Here is a 22,345-nt window from a genome sequence, read left to right on the forward strand (position 1 = left end):
CGGCGGCTATATCTTTGGCCGCGGTGAATTCATCTGGGACAAGTTCGGTTCCTACACAGAGATCTACACGGTTTCCAGCGGTTATGGTTTCGATGCCATCAGCACCCGCCGTACCAAGTTGAGTCTCGAAGTCGGCCCGGGTTACCGATACAACATGCCGATAGAAACTGATGCAGCGCCGGATCCTGTGGCCGAGAAAGATGTGATCCTACGAACCGCGGCCAAGTTTGAACAGAAGATCCACGAGTACACCAGTTTCACTGCCGACCTGACCGCAGAGGTGGGCGAAAATAACAATACTCTGGCACTGGACATGGGCTATAAAAACACCCTGTTTCAGGACTGGGCCTTTAAGATAGGCTTCAACGTCAAATATACAGAAGTGGTGCCGGAAGGCAGTAAACAGACAGATACCATCACCACCTTCAACCTGCTCTATACCTTCCAGTAATTCCCGCGCTTGAAGAGCTCTTTCAACTAAAGAGCTCCAAGAAAACGCTCCAAGATTAACGCGGCGCGCTTTTCACCGCGCTCAAGCGCTTGCAGATAGAGATAGATGGCGGTTTCATGCCGCGCCAACAGACGAAAGGCTGCGCCGTACTCAGAGTTGCTCTCGGCATCATCCGCCCACTTGGCATATTTTTGCTGGTAAGGTTCGACCCAGAGGCGCAGCGCCGCAAGCAGTTCATGCCAGGGAAGCTTAAGCCAACTGTCCACCTCTTTCTGCGCTTGCATGCGCACCTGCTCCAACAACGCCTCATCCAGACTCGCCAGCTCAGGCAGCAGTTTCAGCAAAGCCTTGGCAGTATATTGCTCCACCTTGAACAGTAGAGAAAACACGGCTTGGCTTTCTGTTAAGTGGATTTCTGTTAACTGACTTTCTGTTAACTGGCTCTCGGTTACCTGAGAATGATAATCCCGGCCGAGGCGCTCGAAGAACGCCATGCCATAGATTTCACCCAGATAGCCTTGTTGCAGTTGCATGAGATACGGGCCAGCACTGCTATACAGTTCATGGCCCGTATTCTCAAGAGAGGCTGCCATATTCGGCAGTTAGAGACGCTGACGCACAGCTTCGAACAGACAGATGCCGGTTGCCACCGACACGTTCAGACTGGAGACACTGCCCGCCATAGGAATAGAGATCAGGGTGTCGCAACTTTCGCGGCTCAGGCGTCTCAGCCCCTTGCCTTCGGCGCCCATGGCAATGGCCAGAGCCCCCTTGAGGTCGGCCTGATACAGGGTGCTGTCGGCCTCGCCTGCGGTGCCGGCAATCCACACACCCCTTTCCTGCAAACGCTTCATGGTACGCGCCAGGTTGGTCACCTGAAACAGCGGCACTGTCTCGGCCGCGCCGCAAGCCACCTTGCTGACGGTCGGCGTCAGCCCCACTGAGTTGTCTTTGGGCACTATGACGCCGTGAACCCCGGCCGCATCGGCATTTCGCAGACAGGCCCCCAGATTGTGGGGATCTGTGACACCATCCAGGATCAACAAAAATGGCGAGTCCGTCTTGTCTAATAAGGCTTCCAGATCGTTTTCGGTCAAGACCTTGGCCGGACGCACCCGGATGATGATCCCCTGATGCTGAGTGCTTTCAGCCTTGTCATCCAGTGTCTTGCGGGACGCCTGCTGGGCGCGAATGCCCCACTGAGCCGCCATCTCCAACAAGGGCTTGACCCTGTCATCCTGACGACCACTGAGCAGCCACATTTCCAGCACCCGCTCCGGAGCGTGTTTCAGCAAAGACTCGACCGCGTGAATGCCAAACACCAGTTCCTGTTTTTTCATTTACTTCTTTCTCTTGACTCGTTTGGCTGCCTTGGGCTTTTTCGCCCCGGCGTTGCCGGCAGCCTTGGTTGATTTGCTCTTGGCGGATGCGCCTGTGGACTTAGACTTGGCGCTCCCTTTACCTGCCGGCTTCTGTGCCTTGGCCGAGCGGCGGGCTCCTTCAATATTGACCCTTTCCCGTGCGGTCAGCGGCTTACTCTTGCTGCGGCCTTTACGGCGCTGGCTGCGTCCCTCTTCGTCCACCATCAGCAAGTCTATCTGTCTGTCGTCCAGATTGACCGAGGCGACTTTGACCGTCACAGCATCACCAATCTGGTAGATCTGCCCTGAGTGCTCACCTATCAGGCGCTGGCGCATGGGATCATACTGGAAGTAGTCGCTGCCCAGGGTAGAGATATGCACCAAGCCGTCGATAAACAAATCATTGAGGCGCACAAACAGCCCGAAGCTGGTGACGGAAGCCACCACCGCATCGAAGGTGTCACCCACATGGTCCTGCATAAACTCACACTTGAGCCAGTCGGAGACGTCACGGGTGGCTTCATCGGCGCGGCGCTCGGTGTTGGAACACTCTTCGCCAAGCTGATCCAGCTCATCGAGCTGATAGTGATAGCCGCCGTCTGGGGTCCACTTGTCGCTCGCTTCGCCACGCTCTTTGGCGAGCAGGTAACGGATCACCCTGTGCAACACCAAGTCAGGATAACGGCGAATCGGCGAAGTAAAGTGAGCATACTCCTCCAGCGCCAGACCAAAGTGGCCTTCATTGTCCGGTGTGTAAGTCGCCTGGCGCATGGAGCGCAGCAACATCACCTGAATGAGTTCGGCATCGGCGCGCCCCTGGACTTTTTCCATCAGCGCCTGGTAGTCACTGGGTTCGGGTTCGAGACCGCCACCCATGGAGAGCCCTCGCTCAGCCAGAAACTCCTTGAACTGAGTCAGCTTCTGCTCGGATGGCGCTTCGTGCACCCGATAGAGGACTTCACCCTTGTGCTTTTTGACAAACTTGGCCGCCGCCACGTTGGCGAGGATCATACACTCTTCGATGATCTTGTGCGCCTGGTTACGGGCTCTGGGCACTATCTTGTCTATCTTGCGCTGCTCATTGAAGATGAACTGGGTTTCCAGCGTCTCAAAGGCGATGGCGCCACGGTTGGCTCGCTGGCTATCGAGCGCCAGATACAGCTCCTGTAACACCTTGAGATGCGGCAGTAAAAGCTTATGCTCTTCCAGGCCTTCTTCGCCTTCCAGCATGGCCGCCACTTGGGTATAGGTGAAACGGGCGTGGGAATGCATCACCGCCGGATAGAACTTGTAGCCGGATAACTTACCCGACGCCGACACTGTCATCTCGGCCACCATACAGAGACGGTCAACTCCCGGGTTCAGGGAACACAGGCCGTTGGAGAGCTTTTCCGGCAACATGGGGATCACCTGTGACGGGAAGTACACAGAGTTTCCTCGGGCACGGGCTTCTTGATCCAGCGCCGATTGAGTACGCACATAATAGCTGACATCAGCAATGGCCACCCACAGGCGCCAACCGCCGCTGCGCTTGCGCTCGGCATAGACAGCATCGTCAAAGTCGCGGGCATCTTCACCGTCTATGGTGACCAAGGGCAGTTGCCGCAGGTCGACCCGACCTACCTTGTCCTCTTCCTGCACTTCATCGGATATCTTGCGCAGTTTCTTCTCGATGGCGGCAGACCAGGTATGGGGTAGATCATAGTTGCGCAGGGCAATTTCTATCTCCATGCCCGGCGCCATCTCTTTACCCAGCACCTCAACCACCTTACCGGCGGCTTTGACATAGCGCCCCGGCCTGCGGGTGAGTTCCACCACCACAACATCGCCCTGACGGGCGCCGTTGCGATCGGCGTTGTCTATCAATATTTCCTGGGTAATACGCTTATCATCGGCAATAACAAAGGCCATGCCACAATCGACATGGAAACGCCCCACCAAGGCGGCGGTTCGCTCGGCGACCAAGCGCACTATGCGAGCTTCGCGGCGCCCCTTGCGATCGACTCCGGCCTTTTGCGCCAACACCTTGTCGCCATGGAAGTATCTGAGCATGTCACCATGGTTGATAAACAGGTCATCACCGCCTTCATCGGGACGGAAGAAGCCATAGCCATCTCTGTGGCCCAGCACAGTCCCCTGGATCAAGTCCATCCGCTCCGGCAGGCCATAACAATGGCCGCGGGTAAATACCAGCTGACCATCGCGCTCCATGGCACGCAGCCGACGCCGCAGCGCCTCGAGTTGTTCTTCGTCGGAGATGTTGAGGGCCGTGGCGATCCGCTCACGATTCAGGGGAGAGGTCTGCGAGCGCAGATATTCCAATATAAATTCCCGGCTGGGGATGGGGTTGTCGTACTTATCTTGTTCTCGCTCAAAATGAGGATCTTTTATCATTCAATTTCCAATTTTTTCGTTGTCGCATCCAGTGCGACAAGCTAATTAACGGCTTTGCAGATGTTCCTTTTTGGCCTTCTCCACCTGACTGGCGGGCATTTTAGCCGCTAACAGCTGCAATAATCTTTTGGCGTCTTGCTGGGTCTGTTCATCGCTGAACACCTGGTTGTAGAGCCAGTGATACCCCAAGACATAATCCCTTGGGCTGCCATAACCCTTGGCAAACAGCTCGACCAGCATCATTCTGGCCGGTAGGTCACCGTTGGCGGCAGCGGGTAACAGGTACTGCACCGAACGTTCTTTGTCCTGCAGTACAAACTTGCCATCTTTATAATACTCGGCAATGCGCACCATGGCTTCGGCACTGCCCTGCTCAGCGGCATCCCTGAGCAGCAATATTCCTCTGGGTGGATTGGCCTTGACGCAGATGCCGAAATTAAGCATCTCACCCCAAAGGTACTGGTACAACGGCTGCTTGAGCACTTCGGCGCGCGCCTCAATATCCTGCACCAGCTGACAGTCATCGGCTTTGACCCGGGTCAGGTATTGCTTGCTGCGAATAAGCTCCAGCAGTTCTTCCTGGCTGTAGATATCCACGGCCTTGGTTTCTTCGGCCAACACATTGGCACTGGTTACTAACAAGAGTAATAGGGCTATACGCAACATAAGCTGTCCTGATGACAAATAGACTGTCTTTTCATCGGCAGTATAACCCAATTCTTAAGGGCAAACAGTGTAAGCCCCATAAACGAAAAAGGCCGCTTAGGCGGCCTTTTTACTTAACTGAATGGATTCACCAGAATCATGGTCTCATTCCGGTCAGGCCCGGTTGAGATGATATCGACAGGTGTTTCCAGCAGTTCTTCAATCCGCTTGATATAGTTGATTGCTGCCTGCGGCAGTTGCTCCAGAGAAGTGGCACCAAAGGTGTTTTCACTCCAGCCTGGCATAGTCTCATACACAGGAGTAACGTGCTCGTAGCCTTCGGCCGCCAGCGGAGTCACATTGGACACAGTACCGTCTGGGTGCTGATAGCCTACGCAGAGCTTCACTTCTTTCAAGCCGTCCAAAACGTCGAGCTTGGTCAGGCAGAAACCACTGATGCTGTTGATCTGAACCGCGCGGCGCATAGCCACTATGTCCAACCAACCCGGACGACGCTTACGACCGGTTGTCGCACCAAATTCCTGGCCCTTGGTTCCCAGGTGATCGCCGATTTCACATTCCAGTTCAGTCGGGAATGGGCCGGCACCCACACGAGTGGTATAAGCCTTGATGATACCGCAGACATAGTCCAGGTGACGTGGGCCGAATCCTGAACCTGTTGCCACACCACCTGCGGTAGTGTTGGAAGAGGTTACAAATGGATAAGTACCGTGGTCGATATCCAGCAAGGTGCCCTGAGCGCCTTCAAACAGTATGTTGTCGCCATTCTTGCGGGCTTGATCCAGCAATTCGGTGACATCCACACACAGACCTTTCAGGTAGTCTGCCAGTGCCAGCGCGTCATCCAGAGTCTTCTGGTAATCAACAGCTTCGCACTTATAGTATTCGGTCAGCATAAAGTTGTGATAGGTCATCACTTCTTTCAGCTTCTCGGCAAACAGTTGTGGATTGAAGAGATCCCCTACGCGCAAGCCGCGACGGGAAATTTTATCTTCATAAGCCGGGCCGATGCCGCGCCCTGTAGTACCGATAGCCTTGTTGCCACGCGCTTTTTCGCGAGCAATATCCAGCGCACAGTGGAAAGGAAGGATCAGAGGACAAGCTTCAGAGATCAGCAGGCGTTCCTCTACCGGAATACCTTTCTCTTTCAGCATGCCGATCTCTTTCATCAGAGCATCGGGCGCCAAAACCACGCCGTTGCCGATAATGCACTTGACGTTATCGCGCAGAATGCCTGAGGGGATCAGATGAAGAACGGTTTTTTCACCATCGATAACCAGAGTATGACCAGCGTTGTGGCCACCTTGGTAACGGACTACGAATTTTGCCTGTTCGGTCAGAAGGTCGACAATCTTACCTTTTCCCTCGTCACCCCATTGAGTGCCGAGAACAACTACATTTTTGCCCATTGTTTGCTGCAAGGTTGCGGTTAAAGCAGGATTCTAACAGATATTGGCATGGAAGGGGCAAGTATTTATGAAAAAATAATCAATATGACAATTCCTGCAACAACCAGGACGCCGCCCAGGCGTTGCATGATAGCTGTCGGTTGGGAAGCCACTTCCAACAGGTAACGACGCCAGCGGTTGGGGAATAACAAGGGCCCCACCCCTTCCAGGATCAATACCAAACCCAAGGCCATCAACAGTAGTTGCCAACTCATGTTTCACCCCCATTTAAACCTGCTACAACAACCCTGAGTATACAGGGCTGCCAGGGATAAATCTCAGCCATAAAAAAACCCAGCGTACGCTGGGTTTTTGGTATCTCGAAAGCGATATTAACGCTTGGAGAACTGTGGCTTACGACGTGCTTTACGCAGACCAACTTTCTTACGCTCAACCTTACGAGCATCGCGGGTTACATAACCAGCAGAACGTAAAGTAGGACGCAGAGCTTCGTCCAGCTCCATCAGAGCACGGGTGATACCGTGACGGATAGCGCCGGCTTGGCCAGTGATACCACCACCCTTAACAGTTACATAGATGTCTAGCTTTTCAGTCATTTCAACCAGCTCAAGAGGTTGACGAACAACCATACGAGCGGTTTCACGACCGAAGTAAACATCCAGAGGACGTTGGTTAACAACGATGTTGCCACTACCTGCTTTAGCGAATACGCGAGCAGTTGAAGTTTTGCGACGGCCAGTGCCGTAGTACTGAGTTGCAGCCATTTGCTTAATCCCGTTTAGATATCAAGAACTTGAGGTTGTTGTGCAGCGTGGTTGTGCTCTGCGCCAGCGTAAACTTTCAGCTTACGGAACATGGCACGACCCAGAGGGCCTTTTGGCAACATACCCTTGACTGCTTTCTCGATGATCATTTCTGGCTTGTGAGCTTGCAGCTTTTCAAAGCTGATTTGCTTGATGCCACCAGGGAAGCCTGAGTGCGAGTAGTACGTCTTGCCTTGCGCTTTGTTACCAGTAACAGTAACTTTCTCAGCGTTGATAACGATGATGTAATCACCAGTGTCAACGTGAGGAGTGTATTCAGGCTTGTGCTTACCGCGTAAACGCAGAGCGATTTCGGTAGCGATACGACCTAAAGTTTTGCCGTCTGCATCAACGACGAACCAGTCACGAGTTACAGTTTCTGGTGTAGCAGTAAAAGTCTTCATTATTACAAAAACCCAAAGTTAATTTCTGTCTCACATGTTGCTTGCAATGGCAAACAACACAAAATTGCCTTTCAGTACCCCTTCGAGTACTTAACTCGGCGTACAACTTCCACCTAGTTTGGTGGAGTAACGTGGGCAGGTGGCGGATTATAGACAAACGTGAGTTAAAAATCACCTGATATTTTGACAAAAATCATAAAAATTCGATCGATGTGGCTCATTCACTCAGTAAGGAATGTGCCACCGAAAATTTGTCGAGAAAAAGCCCGTAAAGCACTCACTACTGTCGCCAAGGACTTAGGCTAAATGCTCAGATTTTAAGTAATCGTGAGATTGCATTTCTATTAAGCGGGAGCGACAACGTCTGAATTCAAAACTCAATAGGCCGTCGGCGTAAATCTCTTCTAGCGGCACCTGGGCCGAAACAATCAGTTTTACGTTACGTTCGTAAAACTCATCCACCATGGCCAAAAAGCGTCTAGCGATATCATCACCTGTTAAGAACGCGCCCATTTGTTCGATACCACTCACCAGCACGGTATGATAAATCCGCGCCAGCTCCATATAATCACGCTGACTACGGGGGCCATCGCATAAGGCTCTGAAATCCGCGAGCAACACGCCTTGCGCCTGTTGGCGAATGGATATTTCACGGCCTTCAATTTCAATCGCGCCGGTTGAAATCTCGGCTTCGGGCGCTAACTGACGGAAATAACGCAGCAGGTTAGTATCGGCCTGTTCATCGAGTGGATGGTGATAAATCTCTGCCTGCTCCAATGTGCGCAGACGATAGTCGATGCCAGAATCCACATTGAGCACTTCACAATGCTGATTGATCAAGGCGATCGCGGGAAGGAACCGCGCCCGTTGCAACCCATTCTTATACAAATCATCGGGAATGATGTTTGAGGTGGCGACTAATACCACACCTTCTTTAAACAAGGCTTGGAATAAAGTGCCAAGTAACATGGCGTCGGTAATATCAGAGACAAAAAACTCATCAAAACAAATGACTCTATATTTAGCCGCCATCTGTTTTGCAATCACTAACAAGGGATCCCGCGTGCCTTTTAGTGCATCCAGATCCAAATGCAGTTGATGCATAAAGCGATGAAAGTGCGCCCTTAGCTTTTGATTACCCGGCAGCGCATCAAAAAAGGTGTCCATCAGATAGGTTTTACCACGACCAACGCCGCCCCAAAGATACAACCCCTTAGGCGCGACGGGTGCAGACTTGAGCCCCAGAGACGCAAATAGCTTACCCAGTAATGAATTAGGCTCTTCGGCAGCGGTTAAATCTTCGTAGACGCGTTGCAGCGCCTTTACGGCCATTTCCTGCGCCGGATCATGGGAAAAACCATCACGAGTAAGATCTTTTTGGTAATGCTGCCAAGGGCTTAACTGGGGCACGTTATAATTCTCTTTTATCCTTTGGAAAAACTGCGTCGATATTACCACGACCATTCTCACGCGGCATATATTTATCCCCAAACAAGCTAAGGACGGAGGATTCCATTTTTAGGTACTCATCTACAAAAGACTAAAATCAGCCAAAAATGATAAAAACTTATTGATAAGGACTATGCTGATAACTTATTAAACTCGACAACTGAAACAATTCTAAGACTTGAAAAAGGCCATCAAAGCCCACAGGTTTCACTTAAGTTACACTCAATTAAATGCTGATAAAATAACCGTTAAGAAATTAACCTTTGTTAATATTGATGAACTTTTTCAATGAGGTGCATGTCCGAATGGTTACCTAGGCAAATAGCCGGTACCGATACAGATTTGATCTGGTGCGGACACAACTCGCGACGCATTACATCCAGATCCTTGATCCCTTATTTGGAGTTATGAATAGATGAAAACGAAATTATCTGTACTTTCAGCCGCAATGTTAGCCGCCACTCTGACAATGATGCCCGCAGTCTCACAGGCGGCAATTCCGCAATCTGTTGAGGGTCAATCCATTCCAAGTCTTGCGCCAATGTTAGAGCGCACGACTCCCGCCGTGGTTTCAGTGGCGGTTTCCGGTACTCATGTATCAAAACAACGAGTACCCGATGTGTTCCGTTATTTCTTCGGCCCAAATGCACCGCAGGAGCAAGTGCAAGAACGCCCTTTTAGAGGCTTAGGCTCAGGTGTCATTATCGATGCGGACAAAGGTTATATTGTCACCAACAACCATGTGATCGATGGCGCCGATGATATCCAAGTCGGTCTACACGACGGCCGTGAAGTTAAAGCTAAGCTAATTGGTACCGACTCAGAATCTGACATTGCCTTGCTGCAAATTGAAGCTAAAAATCTGGTCGCGATCAAAACCTCTGATTCTGATGAACTGCGCGTAGGTGACTTTGCGGTTGCCATCGGTAACCCCTTTGGTTTAGGTCAAACCGTCACCTCAGGGATTGTCAGCGCCCTAGGACGTAGTGGTTTAGGCATTGAAATGCTTGAAAACTTTATCCAAACCGATGCGGCGATTAACAGCGGTAACTCGGGTGGCGCACTGGTCAACCTTAGAGGTGAACTGATCGGTATTAACACAGCGATCGTTGCACCCGGCGGTGGTAACGTGGGTATCGGTTTTGCCATCCCCGCTAATATGGTGAAAAACCTCGTGGCACAAATTGCCGAACACGGTGAAGTTCGCCGTGGTGTACTGGGAATTTCGGGACGCGACTTAGATAGCCAACTCGCCCAAGGCTTTGGGTTAGACACCCAACACGGTGGTTTTGTGAATGAAGTGACCGCAGGCAGCGCCGCCGAAAAAGCGGGTATCAAGGCAGGCGATATTATCGTCAGCGTCGATGGCCGTGCGATTAAATCGTTCCAAGAGCTACGTGCTAAAGTCGCGACTATGGGCGCAGGTGCTAAAGTCGAACTGGGACTTATCCGCGATGGTGATAAGAAAACCGTGAATGTCACCTTAGGTGAAGCAAGCCAAACCACTGAAAAAGCAGCGGGAGCGGTACACCCAATGCTACAAGGTGCCTCGTTAGAAAATGCTTCTAAAGGGGTGGAAATTACCGAGGTTGCGCAGGGCTCGCCTGCGGCAATGAGCGGCCTGCAAAAAGGTGATGTGATTGTCGGTATCAACCGCTCGGCGGTGAAAGATCTTAAATCACTCAAGGAGCAGCTCAAAGATCAAGAAGGCGCTGTTGCCTTGAAGATCCTGCGTGGTAATAGCTTGCTGTACTTAGTACTACGTTAATCGATATTCGAGTCTGATTTATATCCCATTATCGGACGCGGATCAGCATAGGGAACGCTCGTTCCCTATGCTTTAACTTGTTAAACATGTTAATCTAACTCACCTTTTTCAATATCTAGCCTGCCATGACAATAAAAGAAACCCTGTTATATCTCGGTAAAGCCGTACTCTTCGGCCTTATCATGGCGGCCATGTTTTTGTTAGTTACACACTACTTCGACAATAAAAATCTTGGCAGCTCGTTACTGCAAAACCGAGGTAACAACACGGTCGAACTCTCCTTTGCTAAAGCAGTGCGCCGCGCCGCGCCTGCCGTAGTCAATATTTATAGCTTAAGTATCGATCAGAGCCGTCCGCTGAACTCTGGCTCACTCCAAGGCCTAGGCTCTGGGGTGATCATGAGTAAAGAAGGCTATATTCTCACGAATTATCATGTGATTAAAAAAGCCGATGAAATTGTGGTGGCTCTGCAGGATGGCCGCAAATTCACCTCGGAAGTCGTAGGTTTTGATCCCGAAACCGATCTTTCTGTGCTTAAGATCGAAGGCGATAATCTTCCTACTGTGCCCGTCAATCTCGACAGCCCACCGCAGGTTGGAGATGTGGTATTAGCGATTGGTAACCCTTATAACCTCGGTCAAACCATTACCCAAGGCATTATCAGCGCTACGGGTCGTAACGGCTTAAGTTCTGGTTATTTAGACTTTTTACAAACAGATGCTGCAATTAACGCCGGTAACTCGGGCGGTGCCTTAATCGACACTAACGGTAGCCTGATTGGTATCAACACCGCCGCCTTCCAAGTGGGCGGCGAAGGTGGCGGCCACGGCATTAACTTCGCGATCCCGATTAAACTGGCCCACAGCATTATGGGTAAATTGATTAAAAATGGTCGGGTGATCCGTGGTGCCTTAGGGATCTCTGGCGAGCCGATTAACCCTGTCGTGGCGCAAATTCTCAACCTGCCTGATCTACGGGGCGTATTAGTCACAGGTGTCGATCCTAATGGCCCAGCAGCGCGGGCACAGCTACAACCAAGGGATGTGATCATCAAATACGATGGTGAGGATGTACCAGGGGTCGAAATGCTGATGGATAGAATTGCCGAAACCACACCCGGCAAGAAAATCATGATGACGGTTATCCGCCAAGGCAAAGAGCAAGTACTGCCCGTGATTATCGATGAGAAAGTCGTCGTCGATAATTAAGCTCAGTACCTGACCTTGTTAACCTCAGAATGAGGCATGTATAAAACCTCATTCTGAGTCATCGTCCAAATCACCGATTACCTCACCCTCAAATGGCAGAGCTATTTATCTTGCACTGCGATTTTTCACTTACTTTTGCCCCAAAACGATTTTAAGTCTTTCGTGTTTAGGTCGAGTAATTCGTCCCTGTTGACCAAACTTTAGTAATGATACAAAGTGCCTACGGCATCGGTGGCGATTCACTAACATAATGTTAAGAGGCAAGAAATAGGTGCGACAATCGCAGATCATGGAAGATAAAGTTATATCAGCAGTGAGGGAGTTTGCTAACTCGATAAATTCGGGAAGTAAAGTCATAGCTGATATGTCAGTACTTATTGATGTGACTTCTCAGTTATCTCTCACTAGTTTTGACCATTGGGAGAGTTTAATTCGGTCAGAATTTTCCTTGGCGCTAAGGGAGTCAACTCCACCCAGGTGGAAAATTTGGGCTAAACCTACCGAATTGTTGACTTGGCTAGATGTAATAAGTTGGGATGGCTACAAGCGTGAAAAGACTTTGCGAACACTATCTGGTGCAGCACCAAACATTTTCTTCTTTTCACTTATCGTTCGAAGGCTCAATGATTGGGTACCTCAAGTTCGAGAGGCCGCTAGGGAAAAGCTACTAGAGATAGCAAAAGCGACAAACCCTGAAGTTGTTGTTGAATCTCTTTGTATCGCACTTTCCAACTGGAATTCTTGGGGGAGGATTGAGGAAGCAGATAAAAAGGTTCTTTTGCAGATCATATGCGAAGAGCAGATAGCAGATTTACTTAGATCTAAGTTAATTTTATCGACATCAGGGCCTATGCCATTTCTCTTTTCTCAGCTTGGACGTACACCGATTCTTGATGGAAAGATTAAAGAGATTGCAGGCCTCTCCATCCAGCCCACCGTTCGAGCCAAGGCTTTCCGAAGCTTATTCGAAGGTCGAATAGCATGGATAGAAGGTCGGAAGTGGGAATGGACTGACATCCGATATTGTAAGGGAAGGATAAAGCCGATCATTTCCGAGCGAAAAGTAAATGTTCAAACTCCATTGCTCGACTTGTTAAAAATGTCTGCTGATGATCGTTCGCCTATCGTTCGGCGAGTTTCAGCAGAATTTCTAATTCAGGAGTTAGAAAATCTTGGAGTTGTTGCAAGGGAATTCGCTGAAAAATTTGCATCGGATAGGTCTGAAGCAGTAGCCGAACGCGGTCGTTTTGCAGTGAAAAAACTAGAAGAAGTGGAGCGTGTCAATGCTCCTTAAACAATGCGGCCTAGGACTGCAGGGCTCGCAACTAGTTGCACGCAGTTTAGGCGGGAGTTAACCCATAGAAATTTTTATCCGAAACTGACGAGTTAGAGTTAAGGCTTTAACTCGGAAATGTCCCAAAGCATGCTGTGTGTTTCTTTAAAATCTGCAAGCTACACCGATGCTAAAAGGGTGAGTCATGGTGATTTGCGAGACGACCGTCTGCCCCATGGCCGCTTTTTGGCATCCATGCCACCGCGGCATTCGTGAATCCATTCGCATCAGACGAGCGGTCGAGCATCCAAGGAAGGACTCGCTGCGAGTCGTTGAGCAAATGCCATGGCTCGCCATAAGCCAGCACTTAAAGAATTAAACGACCAAATTTAATCATCCAGTGCTATCCAGAAATTATTAAAGTGCTTTATTTTCCTTTTTAGCTGAACTAAATTACGCGCAATAAAAAACCAGCACTAGGCTGGTTTTTTATTGGAAGCTAATCCTACGCAAATGTTATTGAACACGCTCTACATGCGCGCCCAATCCTTGGAACTTCTGCTCGATATGCTCATAACCGCGATCTAGGTGATAGATGCGATCGACGATGGTTTTACCATCGGCGACTAAACCTGCGATCACTAGACTTGCCGAAGCGCGTAAATCGGTCGCCATCACCTGCGCACCACTCAAAGACTCAATACCTTGGATAATGCAGGTATTGCCTTCAAGCTCCATGTTCGCGCCCATACGGATAAGTTCTGGCACGTGCATAAAGCGGTTTTCGAAGATGGTTTCGGTAATGGTCGCCGTGCCCAGGGCTAATACGTTGAGCACGCAGAACTGCGCCTGCATATCGGTTGGGAAACCTGGGTATGGCGCCGTCTTGATATTTACCGCTTTCGGACGTTTGCCTTCCATATCGAGCTCAATCCAATCTTCACCTGTGGTGATCTTGGCGCCCGCATCTTCAAGTTTCGCGATAACAGACTCTAACGAAGCAGGATCGGCCTTTAAGCAACGGATACGACCACGAGTCACTGCCGCAGCCACGAGGAAAGAACCAGTTTCGATACGGTCTGGCATCACGCGGTACTCACAGCCCTGTAGACGCTCTACGCCTTGAATACGCAGTGTGGCACTGCCGACACCGGTGATCTTTGCGCCCATGGCAATCAAACAGTTCGCCAAGTCGATCACTTCTGGTTCACGGGCCGCGTTTTCAATCACGGTTTCGCCATCGGCAAGTGCCGCGGCCATCAACAGGTTTTCAGTCGCACCAACGCTCACCATGTCCATAAAAATATGGGCGCCCTTTAAGCGACCATCGACACGGGCCTTGATATAACCTTCTTTCACTTCAATCTTGGCACCCATCATTTCGAGGCCATGTAAGTGAAGGTTTACTGGACGAGCACCAATGGCGCAGCCACCGGGTAATGACACATCTGCGGTGCCATAACGGGCTAATAACGGGCCAAGGATCAGAATCGAGGCACGCATGGTCTTAACTAAATCGTAAGGTGCACAGAATTCGTTGAGGTTCTTGGTCGAAATACGGATTTGACCATTGCCTAATTCATCCACATCGGCGCCCAGGCAGCGCAGCAATTTGCAGCTGGTGCTCACATCGCGCAAATTGGGGACATTCGACACAATAAAATCAGTCTCGGCTAACACGCCTGCCATCAGAATCGGCAGCGCAGCGTTTTTAGCGCCGGAAATAATCACATCACCAGCAAGCGGAGGGCTTGCTTGAATCGCTAATTTATCCACTTTTCCTCACTACTAGCTGTTGAAAATTTTCTCGCGTTTCCATTGAGTCGGCGTGAAAGTTTTAATCGTTAATGCATGTAACTCACCGCTGGCGATATAGCTCATCAGGGGTGCATAAATGGCTTGTTGTTGTTTTACACGGCTCATGCCGTCAAAACATTCACCGACTGCGATCACTTTGTAGTGGCTGCCATCGGAGCTGGCGTGCACTTCATCGAGTGCTAACGCATCACGTAAAATCTGTTCTATTAAGCTGCATTCCATGAAATTCGTTACCTTTTCAATTCGCTTCTTCGGTGAAGAAGGACTGTAAATCATATAAATCGATTAATTTTTTTAACTGCTCCGATGCCGAGCATAACGTCAGCGGCGTGCCATGCTGGCGCACTAACGCCAGCAAAAATGCTACGCCAGCACTGTCGCTGTACTCCAGCTCAGCGAGCGACAACATTTGGGTTTCTTGGCTTAACAGGCTTTGCCTTTGCGGCCAAAGTGCGACCACTTGATCCTGTGATAAACGCCCTTTTAGGTGGCAAATCTTACCCTGTTGCACAAATTCAACCACGGCGCTTACTTCCCTGCTTTAGGCTGTTTAGTCACTTTGTCTTTGGTGCGTTCTTCCAGCATCTTGATCACGGCATCAATCCCCTGTTGGCGGATAAGATTCGAGATTTCAGATTGCTTAGAGGACAGCAAACTTACGCCTTCAGCAACTAAGTCAAACGCCTTCCAGGAGTCATCCTTGAGGCGACGCACTTTAAACAACAGCTTAATCGGCGGACGACCCGCTTCGATAATCTGCACGTTTACATCGACAATCTTCTCATTGCTGAAATCACTACCGGGAGAAAACTCCACTTTTTGGTTAGTGTATTCGGTAAACGCTTGGGCATAGGTTGAGATCAAGTAGCCTTCGAAGGCTGCAACGAAACGATTGCGCTGATCTTCGGTCGACTCTTTTAAATACTGACCTAACACTTTGTATGAGGCGTATTTGTAGTCGATATAAGGCATTAATTCTTCACGCACGATCACTTTGAGATGATCCGCATCTGCATCAATCAACGCCTTGTCTTTGTGGAAACGGTCGAAGGTTTTGTTGGCAACGGATTTCACCATGGAATATGGGTCCATAGTGTTAATCGTCGCATCATCCGCCAGTGCGGTCGTTGCGGTAAATATCCATACTAACGGCAGTAAAAAGCGCGATAAGCGTTTAAACATAGCGGTAACCCCTATTTATCCTTTGAACCCATACTATATAAGAACTGACCAATCAGATCTTCTAACACTAATGCGGAGCGAGTATCGTCAATCTTGTCGCCATCCTTAAGCATACTCACATCATCATCGACAAAGCCCGGTGTTAATCCGAGGAACTGCTCACCGAGTAAACCTGAAGTTAAAATAGCTAAGCTACTGGTTTCAGGGAACTTATCGAAACGTTTGTCCATCACAATCGTCACCACAGCCACCAGTTTGACTGGGTCTAAATCAATCTTACTCACGCGGCCAACCACAACGCCGCCGACCTTGACCGGAGAGCGTACCTTTAAGCCACCGATATTGGTGAAGTTGGCAGTGAGGGTATAGCTGCTGTCGCTGGTCTGCACTTCGATATTGGCGACTTTAAACACCAAGACCAAAAAGGCCGCTAAGCCCGTTAAGAGAAACATACCCACTAATAATTCAATTTTTCGTGTCAACATGCTCAGTTACCACTCTGTTAATCCGTCTATCTGTATCCTTGGCGCTGCAATCCGTTAGCGGCCAAACATCAGGGCTGTTAGTAAAAAGTCCAACGCCAGTACGGCGAGGCTCGATTGCACCACGGTTGAGGTGGTTGCACGGCTGATCCCTTCAGGATTCGGCACCACTTGATAGCCGCGATATAAGGCAATCCAAGTCACCACCACGGCAAACACGCCGCTCTTAATCAGGCAGTTCACTATGTCTTGGCGCCATTCGACCGAGGCTTGCAGAATCGACCAGAAGGCCCCGCCATCGATGCCTTTCCATTCCACCCCCACTAAATGGCCGCCATAAATGCCTACCGCAGTAAACATCAGCGCCAATAACGGCATGCTGATCACCCCCGCCCAAAAGCGTGGCGCAATGATTTGCCTGAGCGGGTCAATCGCCATCATCTCTAAGCTGGATAACTGCTCGGTACTCTTCATCAGACCGATTTCGGCGGTCAGCGCCGAACCAGCGCGGCCCGCAAATAATAGCGCTGTGACCACAGGACCGAGTTCACGCAGTAAGCTTAAGGCCACCATGGGGCCTAAGCTCTCCTCAGTACCGAAACCGACTAAGATGTTGTAGCCCTGCAGCGCCAACACCATGCCGATAAACAGGCCCGAGACCACAATAATGACCATAGATTGTACGCCGACCACATAGATTTGGCGCACTAATAATGGAAAACCTTTACGCACCCGAGGCCAGCGAAAAATCGCGCCCCAAAGCATCAGGCCCGCACGGCCAAAACCGAGCACTAAATCGATAGCGCTGCGGCCGAGGTCGGCAATACTGTCGAATAACTTCACTTGCCAGCTCCTTTAGCCATTAATTCTTGCTGATAATCCTTCGCCGGATAGTGGAAAGGCACTGGGCCATCGGGCGCGCCTTGAATAAACTGTTTGAGCTGCGGATTGTCCGCATGCTTTAACTCCTCAGGCGTGCCATGGGCGATCACTTTTTTATCGGCCACCACATACACATAATCTGCAATTCCGAGTACTTCATCCACATCATGGGACACCACAATCGAGGTCAGATTCAAGGCATCGGAGAGTTCGCGGATAAGCTTCACCAGTACGCCCATGGAAATCGGGTCTTGTCCGGCAAAAGGCTCATCGTACATCACCATTTCAGGCTCAAGGGCAATCGCCCGAGCAAGGGCGGCGCGGCGCTGCATCCCACCGGATAACTCACTTGGCATCATCTGCGCGGCGCCACGCAGACCAACGGCTTCGAGCTTCATTAATACGATTGAGCGAATAATCTCTTCGGGTAAACCCGAGTGCTCACGCAGCGCAAAGGCGACGTTATCGAAGACATTGATATCGGTGAATAAGGCACCACTTTGAAACAACATGCTCATGCGCTTACGCAGTTCGAACAATTGGCTACGACTCGCGGCATGTACATCCTGACCATCGAACAGCACTTGGCCGCTATCGGGCGTTAATTGGCCGCCGATAAGCTTGAGCAAGGTGGTTTTACCTATACCACTGGGGCCCATAATGGCGGTCACTTTGCCCCGAGGGATAGACAGACTAATATCTTCATATATGACACGCTGGCCACGGCTGAAGCCCAAATGACGGATCTCAACCAACGGCGTTTGTTCTTGAGTCATGCTTGATTCCGATATTTGAAAAGAGGTGGCCTACGCTTCCTACCCAGACCAATCGAAGAGCCGCAAATTGTACGTAATTGCGCTTTAACCTACAACAGAATCGACACTATCGTCCTGCGATACTTTCAATTTGCCTCATTTCCAGCGAGAATGCGCCCTAAGTTTTCGCTCTGTGAAGCTAAAGTGTTACTTAATGTTTTCACCCTTGTTGATAAATCAGCAAGTTTGTTTAGTTAAGGCTAATAAGATAAGCGAAATCACACTGAACTAGGCAAGACAACTTAACTCAAAAGCCATATTGAATGTCAAACTGGTTATCATGGCGGCCATAGCCATAAAAGTGGCAGCGCTAAAACAACCAAGACGATGATTTTGCTCAAGGCATTCAATCGCTAAACAGGTTATCCTGCCCTATTGCCGCCAACCCTATAGGCAAGGGCAGAACAATAAAATGCTACTCCGAGTAAGAAGCCGTTAATTTTATCATCTTTATCGCGTACCAAATTGTGCTATTCCAATCCCAGAACGGGGCGACAAAGACAATGCAAGAAGAGAGATAGACATGGTAGACCAATCACAATTGCGCCAGTGGGGCTGTAAAGTCATCGATATTGAAAAATCGGCCCTCGACAATCTTTATCAATATGTCGATTCCGTTGAATTCGCCCAAGCCTGCGAGTTAATTCTCAACTGCACCGGCAAAGTGATAGTGATGGGGATGGGGAAATCAGGCCACATTGGCAATAAAATCTCGGCCACCCTCGCCAGCACGGGCACCCCAGCGTTTTTTGTCCACCCCGGCGAAGCCAGCCATGGTGACCTAGGCGTGCTCTCGGACAATGATGTGATTCTTGCGATTTCAAATTCGGGCGAATCGAGCGAAATCCTCGCGCTGATGCCAGTTATCCAACGTAAAGCCATCCCTGTGATTGCCATGACAGGCAAGCCAGAATCCACCATGGCGCGTCTATCTAAAATTCATTTATGTATTGAGGTGCCAGAGGAAGCCTGTCCGCTCGGGCTGGCGCCAACTTCAAGTACCACAGCAACCTTAGTCATGGGCGATGCCATCGCCATTGCTTTGCTGCAAGCCAAAGGCTTTACCCGGGAAGATTTCGCCATGTCCCATCCGGGCGGCGCCTTAGGTCGTAAGCTGCTGCTTAAAGTCAGCAACGTGATGCACAGCGGCGATGATTTACCTTTGGTTAAACACGATATCTGCATTACCGATGCCCTGTATGAGATCTCCAAGAAAGGCCTTGGTATGACGGCGGTTATCGATGAACAGAACAAACTCGTGGGTATCTTTACCGACGGCGACCTTCGCCGCGTTATCGATGCCCAAGTCAACCTTCGCACCACGCCTATCGCCGATGTGATGACGCGAAACTGTGTCACAATTACTGAAAACGTTTTAGCGGCGCAGGCGCTGCAAGTGATGGATTCCAAAAATATCAACGGCCTGATAGTGATAGATAAAGAACATCATCCTGTCGGTGCCCTCAATATGCTCGATATGGTTAAAGCGGGAGTGATTTAATGCCACAGCAAGGTTTTTACGGCCCCATCAGCGACGATGTTTGGCAAAGGGCGCAAAAAATTAAACTGCTGATCTGCGATGTGGACGGGGTGTTTTCCGACGGCCGGATTTATTTGAGCAACTCAGGGGAAGAACTCAAAGCCTTCCACACCCGCGATGGTTATGGCGTGCGCTCGTTACTGACCAGTGGTTTTAATTTGGCGGTGATCACTGGCCGTCAGTCTAAAATTGTCGAAAACCGCATGACGGCGCTGGGTGTGACGCATATTTATCAGGGCGTGGATAATAAATTCGTCCCCTATGAAGAGCTGCTGTCGCTCTACAATGTCACCCCAGAAGAAGTCGCCTATATCGGTGATGATATTGTCGACCTGCCGGTGATGAATGTGGTCGGCTTGGCTGTCTGTGTTGCCGATGGTCATCCCTATGTCCGTCAACACGCCCATTTTGTGACTCACTTAAATGGTGGACATGGCGCACTCAGGGAACTCACGGATCTGCTCTTACTGAGCCAAAATAAGTTCACTTCCGCCCATGGGATGAGCATATGAGTCGTGTGACCCTCGCCATTATCGCCTTTTTTGGTACTGCGCTGGTGCTATATTGGCAAGTGCAGCAAAAACGCGGTGGCGATACGGATGACAGCTTGAACGTCAGTGACAGACCCGATTACATTATCGAAGATCTGCGCAGCATTGAGTTTAATGAGCAAGGACAAGTTAACAGTCGCGTCACGGCAAAGCACATGGAACACTATGAGCTGAAAAACCAAACCGACTTTACTGAGCCCGTCTATCTTGTCTATCCCGACCAAGGTAAAGCAAAATGGCAGATCCGAGCCGACCAAGGTCGACTCAACAAAGATACCGGCAAGGTTGTATTAGAAAATAATGTTATTATCGATGCCATCAGCCCTGGTGAACCCATACAGACATTGTCCACCAGTTTTTTAGAACTCGATCTCAACACTATGATAATGACCTCTGACCGCATCATTTACGTCACAGGGAAAGATTTTAATATTCAAGGGCAAGGCCTTTATGCCGACCTTAACGCGCAGGAAGTGCAATTGACCAGTCAGGTAGTAGGAACCTATGAAGCAAAATAACATATTACTTGCCGGCCTAATGCTAATCACCAGCATGAGCGCCTTCGCCAAGGTTGGTGACTTACAGCAAGAAGTGAAAATTAAAGCCGTTAGCCAAACTGCGGACATTAAAAACAACCAGATCATTTTCTTCGGTCCGGTTGAAGTCACCCAAGGATCGATTAAAATCCATGCAGATCAACTGCGTGCATTTTCTGCCGAAGGGGAAAACAGCAAGATTTTAGTGGCAACCGGTAATCCTGCGACTTATAGCCAGATCCTCGACGATGGACGCCCAGCTTCGGCGAGCGCGAAAGAAATTCGCTACGAAATGGCGACCCGCACCCTGACCTTGACGGGCTCAGCGACCCTAGACCAAGCGGGTAGCCAAGTGACGGGTAACCTCATCCGTTACGATATTATTCAGCAGAAACTGATCGCTGAGAGCACGGGTAGCGGCGATGATCGCGTGATTACCATTATTCAACCTGACAACTATCAGGAAGAACTCAAGAATCAGCCTGCGGACAAACCTGTGAAAAAACAGGATTCTAAATGACCCAAATCACCTTAAAAGCACAGAATCTCGCTAAGAGTTACAAGAGTCGTCAGGTTGTGAAAGATGTCAGCCTGACGGTCAAAACGGGTCAAGTCGTCGGCTTACTCGGCCCAAACGGCGCGGGTAAAACCACCACCTTTTACATGGTCGTGGGCTTAGTCAAAAGCGATAAAGGCCATATCTTTATCGACGATGATGATTTAACCGCCGATCCCATGCACCTGCGCGCTCGCAAAGGCATTGGTTACCTGCCACAGGAAGCCAGTATCTTTCGCAAGCTAACGGTGCACGACAATATTATGGCGGTACTTCAAACCCGTAAAGAGCTCAATCGCGACCAGCGCGAAGAAGAGTTGGAACATCTCCTAGAAGAGTTCCATATCACCCATATTCGCGACAGCCAAGGCATGTCGTTATCGGGCGGCGAACGTCGCCGCGTCGAAATTGCCCGCGCCTTAGCGGCCAATCCTAAGTTTATTCTGCTCGATGAACCCTTCGCCGGTGTCGACCCGATTTCGGTTATCGATATCAAGAAAATCATCGAACAACTCAAGAGCCGAGGCCTTGGGGTACTGATCACAGACCACAATGTGCGTGAAACCTTGGACGTCTGTGAACATGCCTACATTGTCAGTCACGGTAATCTGATTGCCGAAGGAACTCCCGCAGAGATCTTAGACAATCAGCAAGTTAGGGCAGTGTACTTAGGTGAACAATTCAGGCTATAGTTACTTAAACAGAGCCAATTAGCCTTGAATTTTGGCTTATCAGCGCCATCAATATGATAACAAGCGGCCTAAATTCAAAATAATAACGTAGGGATCAGCGGTAAC

The 22,345-nt window shown here is 49.9% G+C and carries 25 protein-coding genes; 9 read left to right on the forward strand and 16 right to left on the reverse strand.

What is annotated here, in order from left to right; translation table 11 throughout:
* Positions 1-451: DUF481 domain-containing protein (locus tag ACK5NH_RS11720; RefSeq protein WP_416920289.1), on the forward strand; the 451-nt coding region annotated here is incomplete at its 5' end.
* A gap of 26 nt (positions 452-477) precedes the next feature.
* Here ACK5NH_RS11720 and ACK5NH_RS11725 read toward each other — a convergent pair.
* From ACK5NH_RS11725 to zapE, 9 genes are all read right to left on the reverse strand, one after another.
* The gene (locus ACK5NH_RS11725) at positions 478-1,044 is read right to left on the reverse strand and encodes a hypothetical protein (protein WP_416920291.1); all 567 of its coding nucleotides are present in this window, start codon (positions 1,042-1,044) and stop codon (positions 478-480) included.
* A 9-nt stretch (positions 1,045-1,053) separates the two neighbouring features.
* Positions 1,054-1,791, reverse strand: coding sequence for a 23S rRNA (guanosine(2251)-2'-O)-methyltransferase RlmB (gene rlmB, locus ACK5NH_RS11730; protein WP_025886866.1), 738 nt, complete (start codon positions 1,789-1,791; stop codon positions 1,054-1,056).
* Positions 1,792-4,206, reverse strand: coding sequence for a ribonuclease R (rnr, locus tag ACK5NH_RS11735; RefSeq protein ID WP_416920294.1), 2,415 nt, complete (start codon positions 4,204-4,206; stop codon positions 1,792-1,794). It abuts the gene before it with no gap.
* 45 nt (positions 4,207-4,251) lie between these two features.
* Positions 4,252-4,872 carry a tetratricopeptide repeat protein gene (locus tag ACK5NH_RS11740; RefSeq protein WP_025886865.1) on the reverse strand — a complete coding sequence of 207 codons (621 nt, stop codon included), beginning with the start codon at positions 4,870-4,872 and terminating at the stop codon, positions 4,252-4,254.
* A gap of 113 nt (positions 4,873-4,985) precedes the next feature.
* Entirely contained in the window at positions 4,986-6,281 is a 1,296-nt protein-coding gene (locus ACK5NH_RS11745) for an adenylosuccinate synthase (RefSeq protein WP_025009337.1), read from the reverse strand.
* A 65-nt stretch (positions 6,282-6,346) separates the two neighbouring features.
* Positions 6,347-6,535: a DUF2065 domain-containing protein gene (locus ACK5NH_RS11750; RefSeq protein ID WP_025009336.1), complete on the reverse strand. Its 189-nt coding sequence runs from the start codon at positions 6,533-6,535 to the stop codon at positions 6,347-6,349.
* A 117-nt stretch (positions 6,536-6,652) separates the two neighbouring features.
* Positions 6,653-7,045 (reverse strand): 30S ribosomal protein S9, encoded by a 393-nt coding sequence (gene rpsI, locus ACK5NH_RS11755; protein WP_025009335.1) that lies wholly within the window; start codon positions 7,043-7,045, stop codon positions 6,653-6,655.
* A gap of 14 nt (positions 7,046-7,059) precedes the next feature.
* A complete protein-coding gene (gene rplM / locus ACK5NH_RS11760) occupies positions 7,060-7,488 on the reverse strand; it encodes a 50S ribosomal protein L13 (protein ID WP_011073682.1) in 429 nt (142 codons plus the stop codon).
* A gap of 297 nt (positions 7,489-7,785) precedes the next feature.
* Positions 7,786-8,898: a cell division protein ZapE gene (gene zapE, locus ACK5NH_RS11765; protein WP_416920299.1), complete on the reverse strand. Its 1,113-nt coding sequence runs from the start codon at positions 8,896-8,898 to the stop codon at positions 7,786-7,788.
* 454 nt (positions 8,899-9,352) lie between these two features.
* On the opposite strand from zapE, the gene degQ reads away from it, so the two are divergent.
* The 3 genes from degQ to ACK5NH_RS11780 all read left to right on the forward strand — a co-directional run bounded on the left by degQ (position 9,353) and on the right by ACK5NH_RS11780 (position 13,207).
* Positions 9,353-10,705 carry a Do family serine endopeptidase DegQ gene (gene degQ, locus ACK5NH_RS11770; RefSeq protein ID WP_416920301.1) on the forward strand — a complete coding sequence of 451 codons (1,353 nt, stop codon included), beginning with the start codon at positions 9,353-9,355 and terminating at the stop codon, positions 10,703-10,705.
* A gap of 125 nt (positions 10,706-10,830) precedes the next feature.
* Positions 10,831-11,913 carry an outer membrane-stress sensor serine endopeptidase DegS gene (gene degS, locus ACK5NH_RS11775; RefSeq protein ID WP_011625166.1) on the forward strand — a complete coding sequence of 361 codons (1,083 nt, stop codon included), beginning with the start codon at positions 10,831-10,833 and terminating at the stop codon, positions 11,911-11,913.
* 289 nt (positions 11,914-12,202) lie between these two features.
* A complete protein-coding gene (locus ACK5NH_RS11780) occupies positions 12,203-13,207 on the forward strand; it encodes a hypothetical protein (RefSeq protein ID WP_416920304.1) in 1,005 nt (334 codons plus the stop codon).
* Between the two features lie 495 nt (positions 13,208-13,702).
* Here ACK5NH_RS11780 and murA read toward each other — a convergent pair whose 3' ends face one another.
* The 7 genes from murA to mlaF are packed head-to-tail and all read right to left on the reverse strand — an operon-like array spanning position 13,703 to position 18,326.
* A complete protein-coding gene (gene murA / locus ACK5NH_RS11785) occupies positions 13,703-14,962 on the reverse strand; it encodes a UDP-N-acetylglucosamine 1-carboxyvinyltransferase (RefSeq protein ID WP_416920306.1) in 1,260 nt (419 codons plus the stop codon).
* A gap of 12 nt (positions 14,963-14,974) precedes the next feature.
* On the reverse strand, positions 14,975-15,226 hold the full coding sequence (locus tag ACK5NH_RS11790) for a BolA family protein (protein WP_011621481.1): 252 nt from the start codon (positions 15,224-15,226) through the stop codon (positions 14,975-14,977).
* A 16-nt stretch (positions 15,227-15,242) separates the two neighbouring features.
* On the reverse strand, positions 15,243-15,527 hold the full coding sequence (locus tag ACK5NH_RS11795; protein ID WP_416920308.1) for an STAS domain-containing protein: 285 nt from the start codon (positions 15,525-15,527) through the stop codon (positions 15,243-15,245).
* A 5-nt stretch (positions 15,528-15,532) separates the two neighbouring features.
* Entirely contained in the window at positions 15,533-16,186 is a 654-nt protein-coding gene (locus ACK5NH_RS11800) for an MlaC/ttg2D family ABC transporter substrate-binding protein (RefSeq protein ID WP_416920310.1), read from the reverse strand.
* Positions 16,187-16,197: 11 nt separating this feature from the next.
* Positions 16,198-16,671, reverse strand: coding sequence for an outer membrane lipid asymmetry maintenance protein MlaD (gene mlaD, locus ACK5NH_RS11805; RefSeq protein ID WP_011715852.1), 474 nt, complete (start codon positions 16,669-16,671; stop codon positions 16,198-16,200).
* A gap of 54 nt (positions 16,672-16,725) precedes the next feature.
* Positions 16,726-17,511 (reverse strand): lipid asymmetry maintenance ABC transporter permease subunit MlaE, encoded by a 786-nt coding sequence (gene mlaE / locus ACK5NH_RS11810; RefSeq protein WP_011715851.1) that lies wholly within the window; start codon positions 17,509-17,511, stop codon positions 16,726-16,728.
* Positions 17,508-18,326 (reverse strand): phospholipid ABC transporter ATP-binding protein MlaF, encoded by an 819-nt coding sequence (mlaF, locus tag ACK5NH_RS11815; RefSeq protein ID WP_374901664.1) that lies wholly within the window; start codon positions 18,324-18,326, stop codon positions 17,508-17,510. The genes mlaE and mlaF overlap by 4 nt, the downstream gene beginning before the upstream one ends.
* A gap of 562 nt (positions 18,327-18,888) precedes the next feature.
* Here mlaF and ACK5NH_RS11820 point away from each other — a divergent pair.
* The 5 genes from ACK5NH_RS11820 to lptB are packed head-to-tail and all read left to right on the forward strand — an operon-like array spanning position 18,889 to position 22,240.
* Positions 18,889-19,866, forward strand: a complete 978-nt coding sequence (locus tag ACK5NH_RS11820; RefSeq protein ID WP_011715849.1) for a KpsF/GutQ family sugar-phosphate isomerase — start codon at positions 18,889-18,891, stop codon at positions 19,864-19,866.
* On the forward strand, positions 19,866-20,417 hold the full coding sequence (kdsC, locus tag ACK5NH_RS11825; protein WP_023268678.1) for a 3-deoxy-manno-octulosonate-8-phosphatase KdsC: 552 nt from the start codon (positions 19,866-19,868) through the stop codon (positions 20,415-20,417). The genes ACK5NH_RS11820 and kdsC overlap by 1 nt, the downstream gene beginning before the upstream one ends.
* A complete protein-coding gene (gene lptC / locus ACK5NH_RS11830; protein WP_011715847.1) occupies positions 20,414-20,974 on the forward strand; it encodes an LPS export ABC transporter periplasmic protein LptC in 561 nt (186 codons plus the stop codon). Before kdsC ends, lptC begins: the two co-directional genes overlap by 4 nt.
* The gene (gene lptA, locus ACK5NH_RS11835) at positions 20,961-21,512 is read left to right on the forward strand and encodes a lipopolysaccharide transport periplasmic protein LptA (protein ID WP_220057315.1); all 552 of its coding nucleotides are present in this window, start codon (positions 20,961-20,963) and stop codon (positions 21,510-21,512) included. The genes lptC and lptA overlap by 14 nt, the downstream gene beginning before the upstream one ends.
* The gene (lptB, locus tag ACK5NH_RS11840) at positions 21,509-22,240 is read left to right on the forward strand and encodes an LPS export ABC transporter ATP-binding protein (protein ID WP_011621471.1); all 732 of its coding nucleotides are present in this window, start codon (positions 21,509-21,511) and stop codon (positions 22,238-22,240) included. Before lptA ends, lptB begins: the two co-directional genes overlap by 4 nt.
* Positions 22,241-22,345 lie beyond the last annotated feature (105 nt).

The organism is Shewanella sp. (assembly GCF_047975355.1).
Taxonomy (GTDB): Bacteria; Pseudomonadota; Gammaproteobacteria; order Enterobacterales; family Shewanellaceae; genus Shewanella.

What these genes read in the sequence shown, in the direction of transcription:
- lptC (WP_011715847.1), top strand. Translation starts at nt 20,414, where the DNA reads ATGAGTCGTGTGACCCTCGCCATTATCGCCTTTTTTGGTACTGCGCTG.
- ACK5NH_RS11725 (WP_416920291.1), bottom strand. Translation starts at nt 1,044, where the DNA reads ATGGCAGCCTCTCTTGAGAATACGGGCCATGAACTGTATAGCAGTGCT.
- rnr (WP_416920294.1), bottom strand. Translation starts at nt 4,206, where the DNA reads ATGATAAAAGATCCTCATTTTGAGCGAGAACAAGATAAGTACGACAAC.
- mlaF (WP_374901664.1), bottom strand. Translation starts at nt 18,326, where the DNA reads ATGACTCAAGAACAAACGCCGTTGGTTGAGATCCGTCATTTGGGCTTC.
- ACK5NH_RS11745 (WP_025009337.1), bottom strand. Translation starts at nt 6,281, where the DNA reads ATGGGCAAAAATGTAGTTGTTCTCGGCACTCAATGGGGTGACGAGGGA.
- kdsC (WP_023268678.1), top strand. Translation starts at nt 19,866, where the DNA reads ATGCCACAGCAAGGTTTTTACGGCCCCATCAGCGACGATGTTTGGCAA.
- rpsI (WP_025009335.1), bottom strand. Translation starts at nt 7,045, where the DNA reads ATGGCTGCAACTCAGTACTACGGCACTGGCCGTCGCAAAACTTCAACT.
- ACK5NH_RS11820 (WP_011715849.1), top strand. Translation starts at nt 18,889, where the DNA reads ATGGTAGACCAATCACAATTGCGCCAGTGGGGCTGTAAAGTCATCGAT.
- rlmB (WP_025886866.1), bottom strand. Translation starts at nt 1,791, where the DNA reads ATGAAAAAACAGGAACTGGTGTTTGGCATTCACGCGGTCGAGTCTTTG.
- ACK5NH_RS11740 (WP_025886865.1), bottom strand. Translation starts at nt 4,872, where the DNA reads ATGTTGCGTATAGCCCTATTACTCTTGTTAGTAACCAGTGCCAATGTG.
- mlaD (WP_011715852.1), bottom strand. Translation starts at nt 16,671, where the DNA reads ATGTTGACACGAAAAATTGAATTATTAGTGGGTATGTTTCTCTTAACG.
- rplM (WP_011073682.1), bottom strand. Translation starts at nt 7,488, where the DNA reads ATGAAGACTTTTACTGCTACACCAGAAACTGTAACTCGTGACTGGTTC.
- degQ (WP_416920301.1), top strand. Translation starts at nt 9,353, where the DNA reads ATGAAAACGAAATTATCTGTACTTTCAGCCGCAATGTTAGCCGCCACT.
- ACK5NH_RS11790 (WP_011621481.1), bottom strand. Translation starts at nt 15,226, where the DNA reads ATGGAATGCAGCTTAATAGAACAGATTTTACGTGATGCGTTAGCACTC.
- lptB (WP_011621471.1), top strand. Translation starts at nt 21,509, where the DNA reads ATGACCCAAATCACCTTAAAAGCACAGAATCTCGCTAAGAGTTACAAG.
- ACK5NH_RS11780 (WP_416920304.1), top strand. Translation starts at nt 12,203, where the DNA reads ATGGAAGATAAAGTTATATCAGCAGTGAGGGAGTTTGCTAACTCGATA.
- degS (WP_011625166.1), top strand. Translation starts at nt 10,831, where the DNA reads ATGACAATAAAAGAAACCCTGTTATATCTCGGTAAAGCCGTACTCTTC.
- ACK5NH_RS11750 (WP_025009336.1), bottom strand. Translation starts at nt 6,535, where the DNA reads ATGAGTTGGCAACTACTGTTGATGGCCTTGGGTTTGGTATTGATCCTG.
- ACK5NH_RS11800 (WP_416920310.1), bottom strand. Translation starts at nt 16,186, where the DNA reads ATGTTTAAACGCTTATCGCGCTTTTTACTGCCGTTAGTATGGATATTT.
- lptA (WP_220057315.1), top strand. Translation starts at nt 20,961, where the DNA reads ATGAAGCAAAATAACATATTACTTGCCGGCCTAATGCTAATCACCAGC.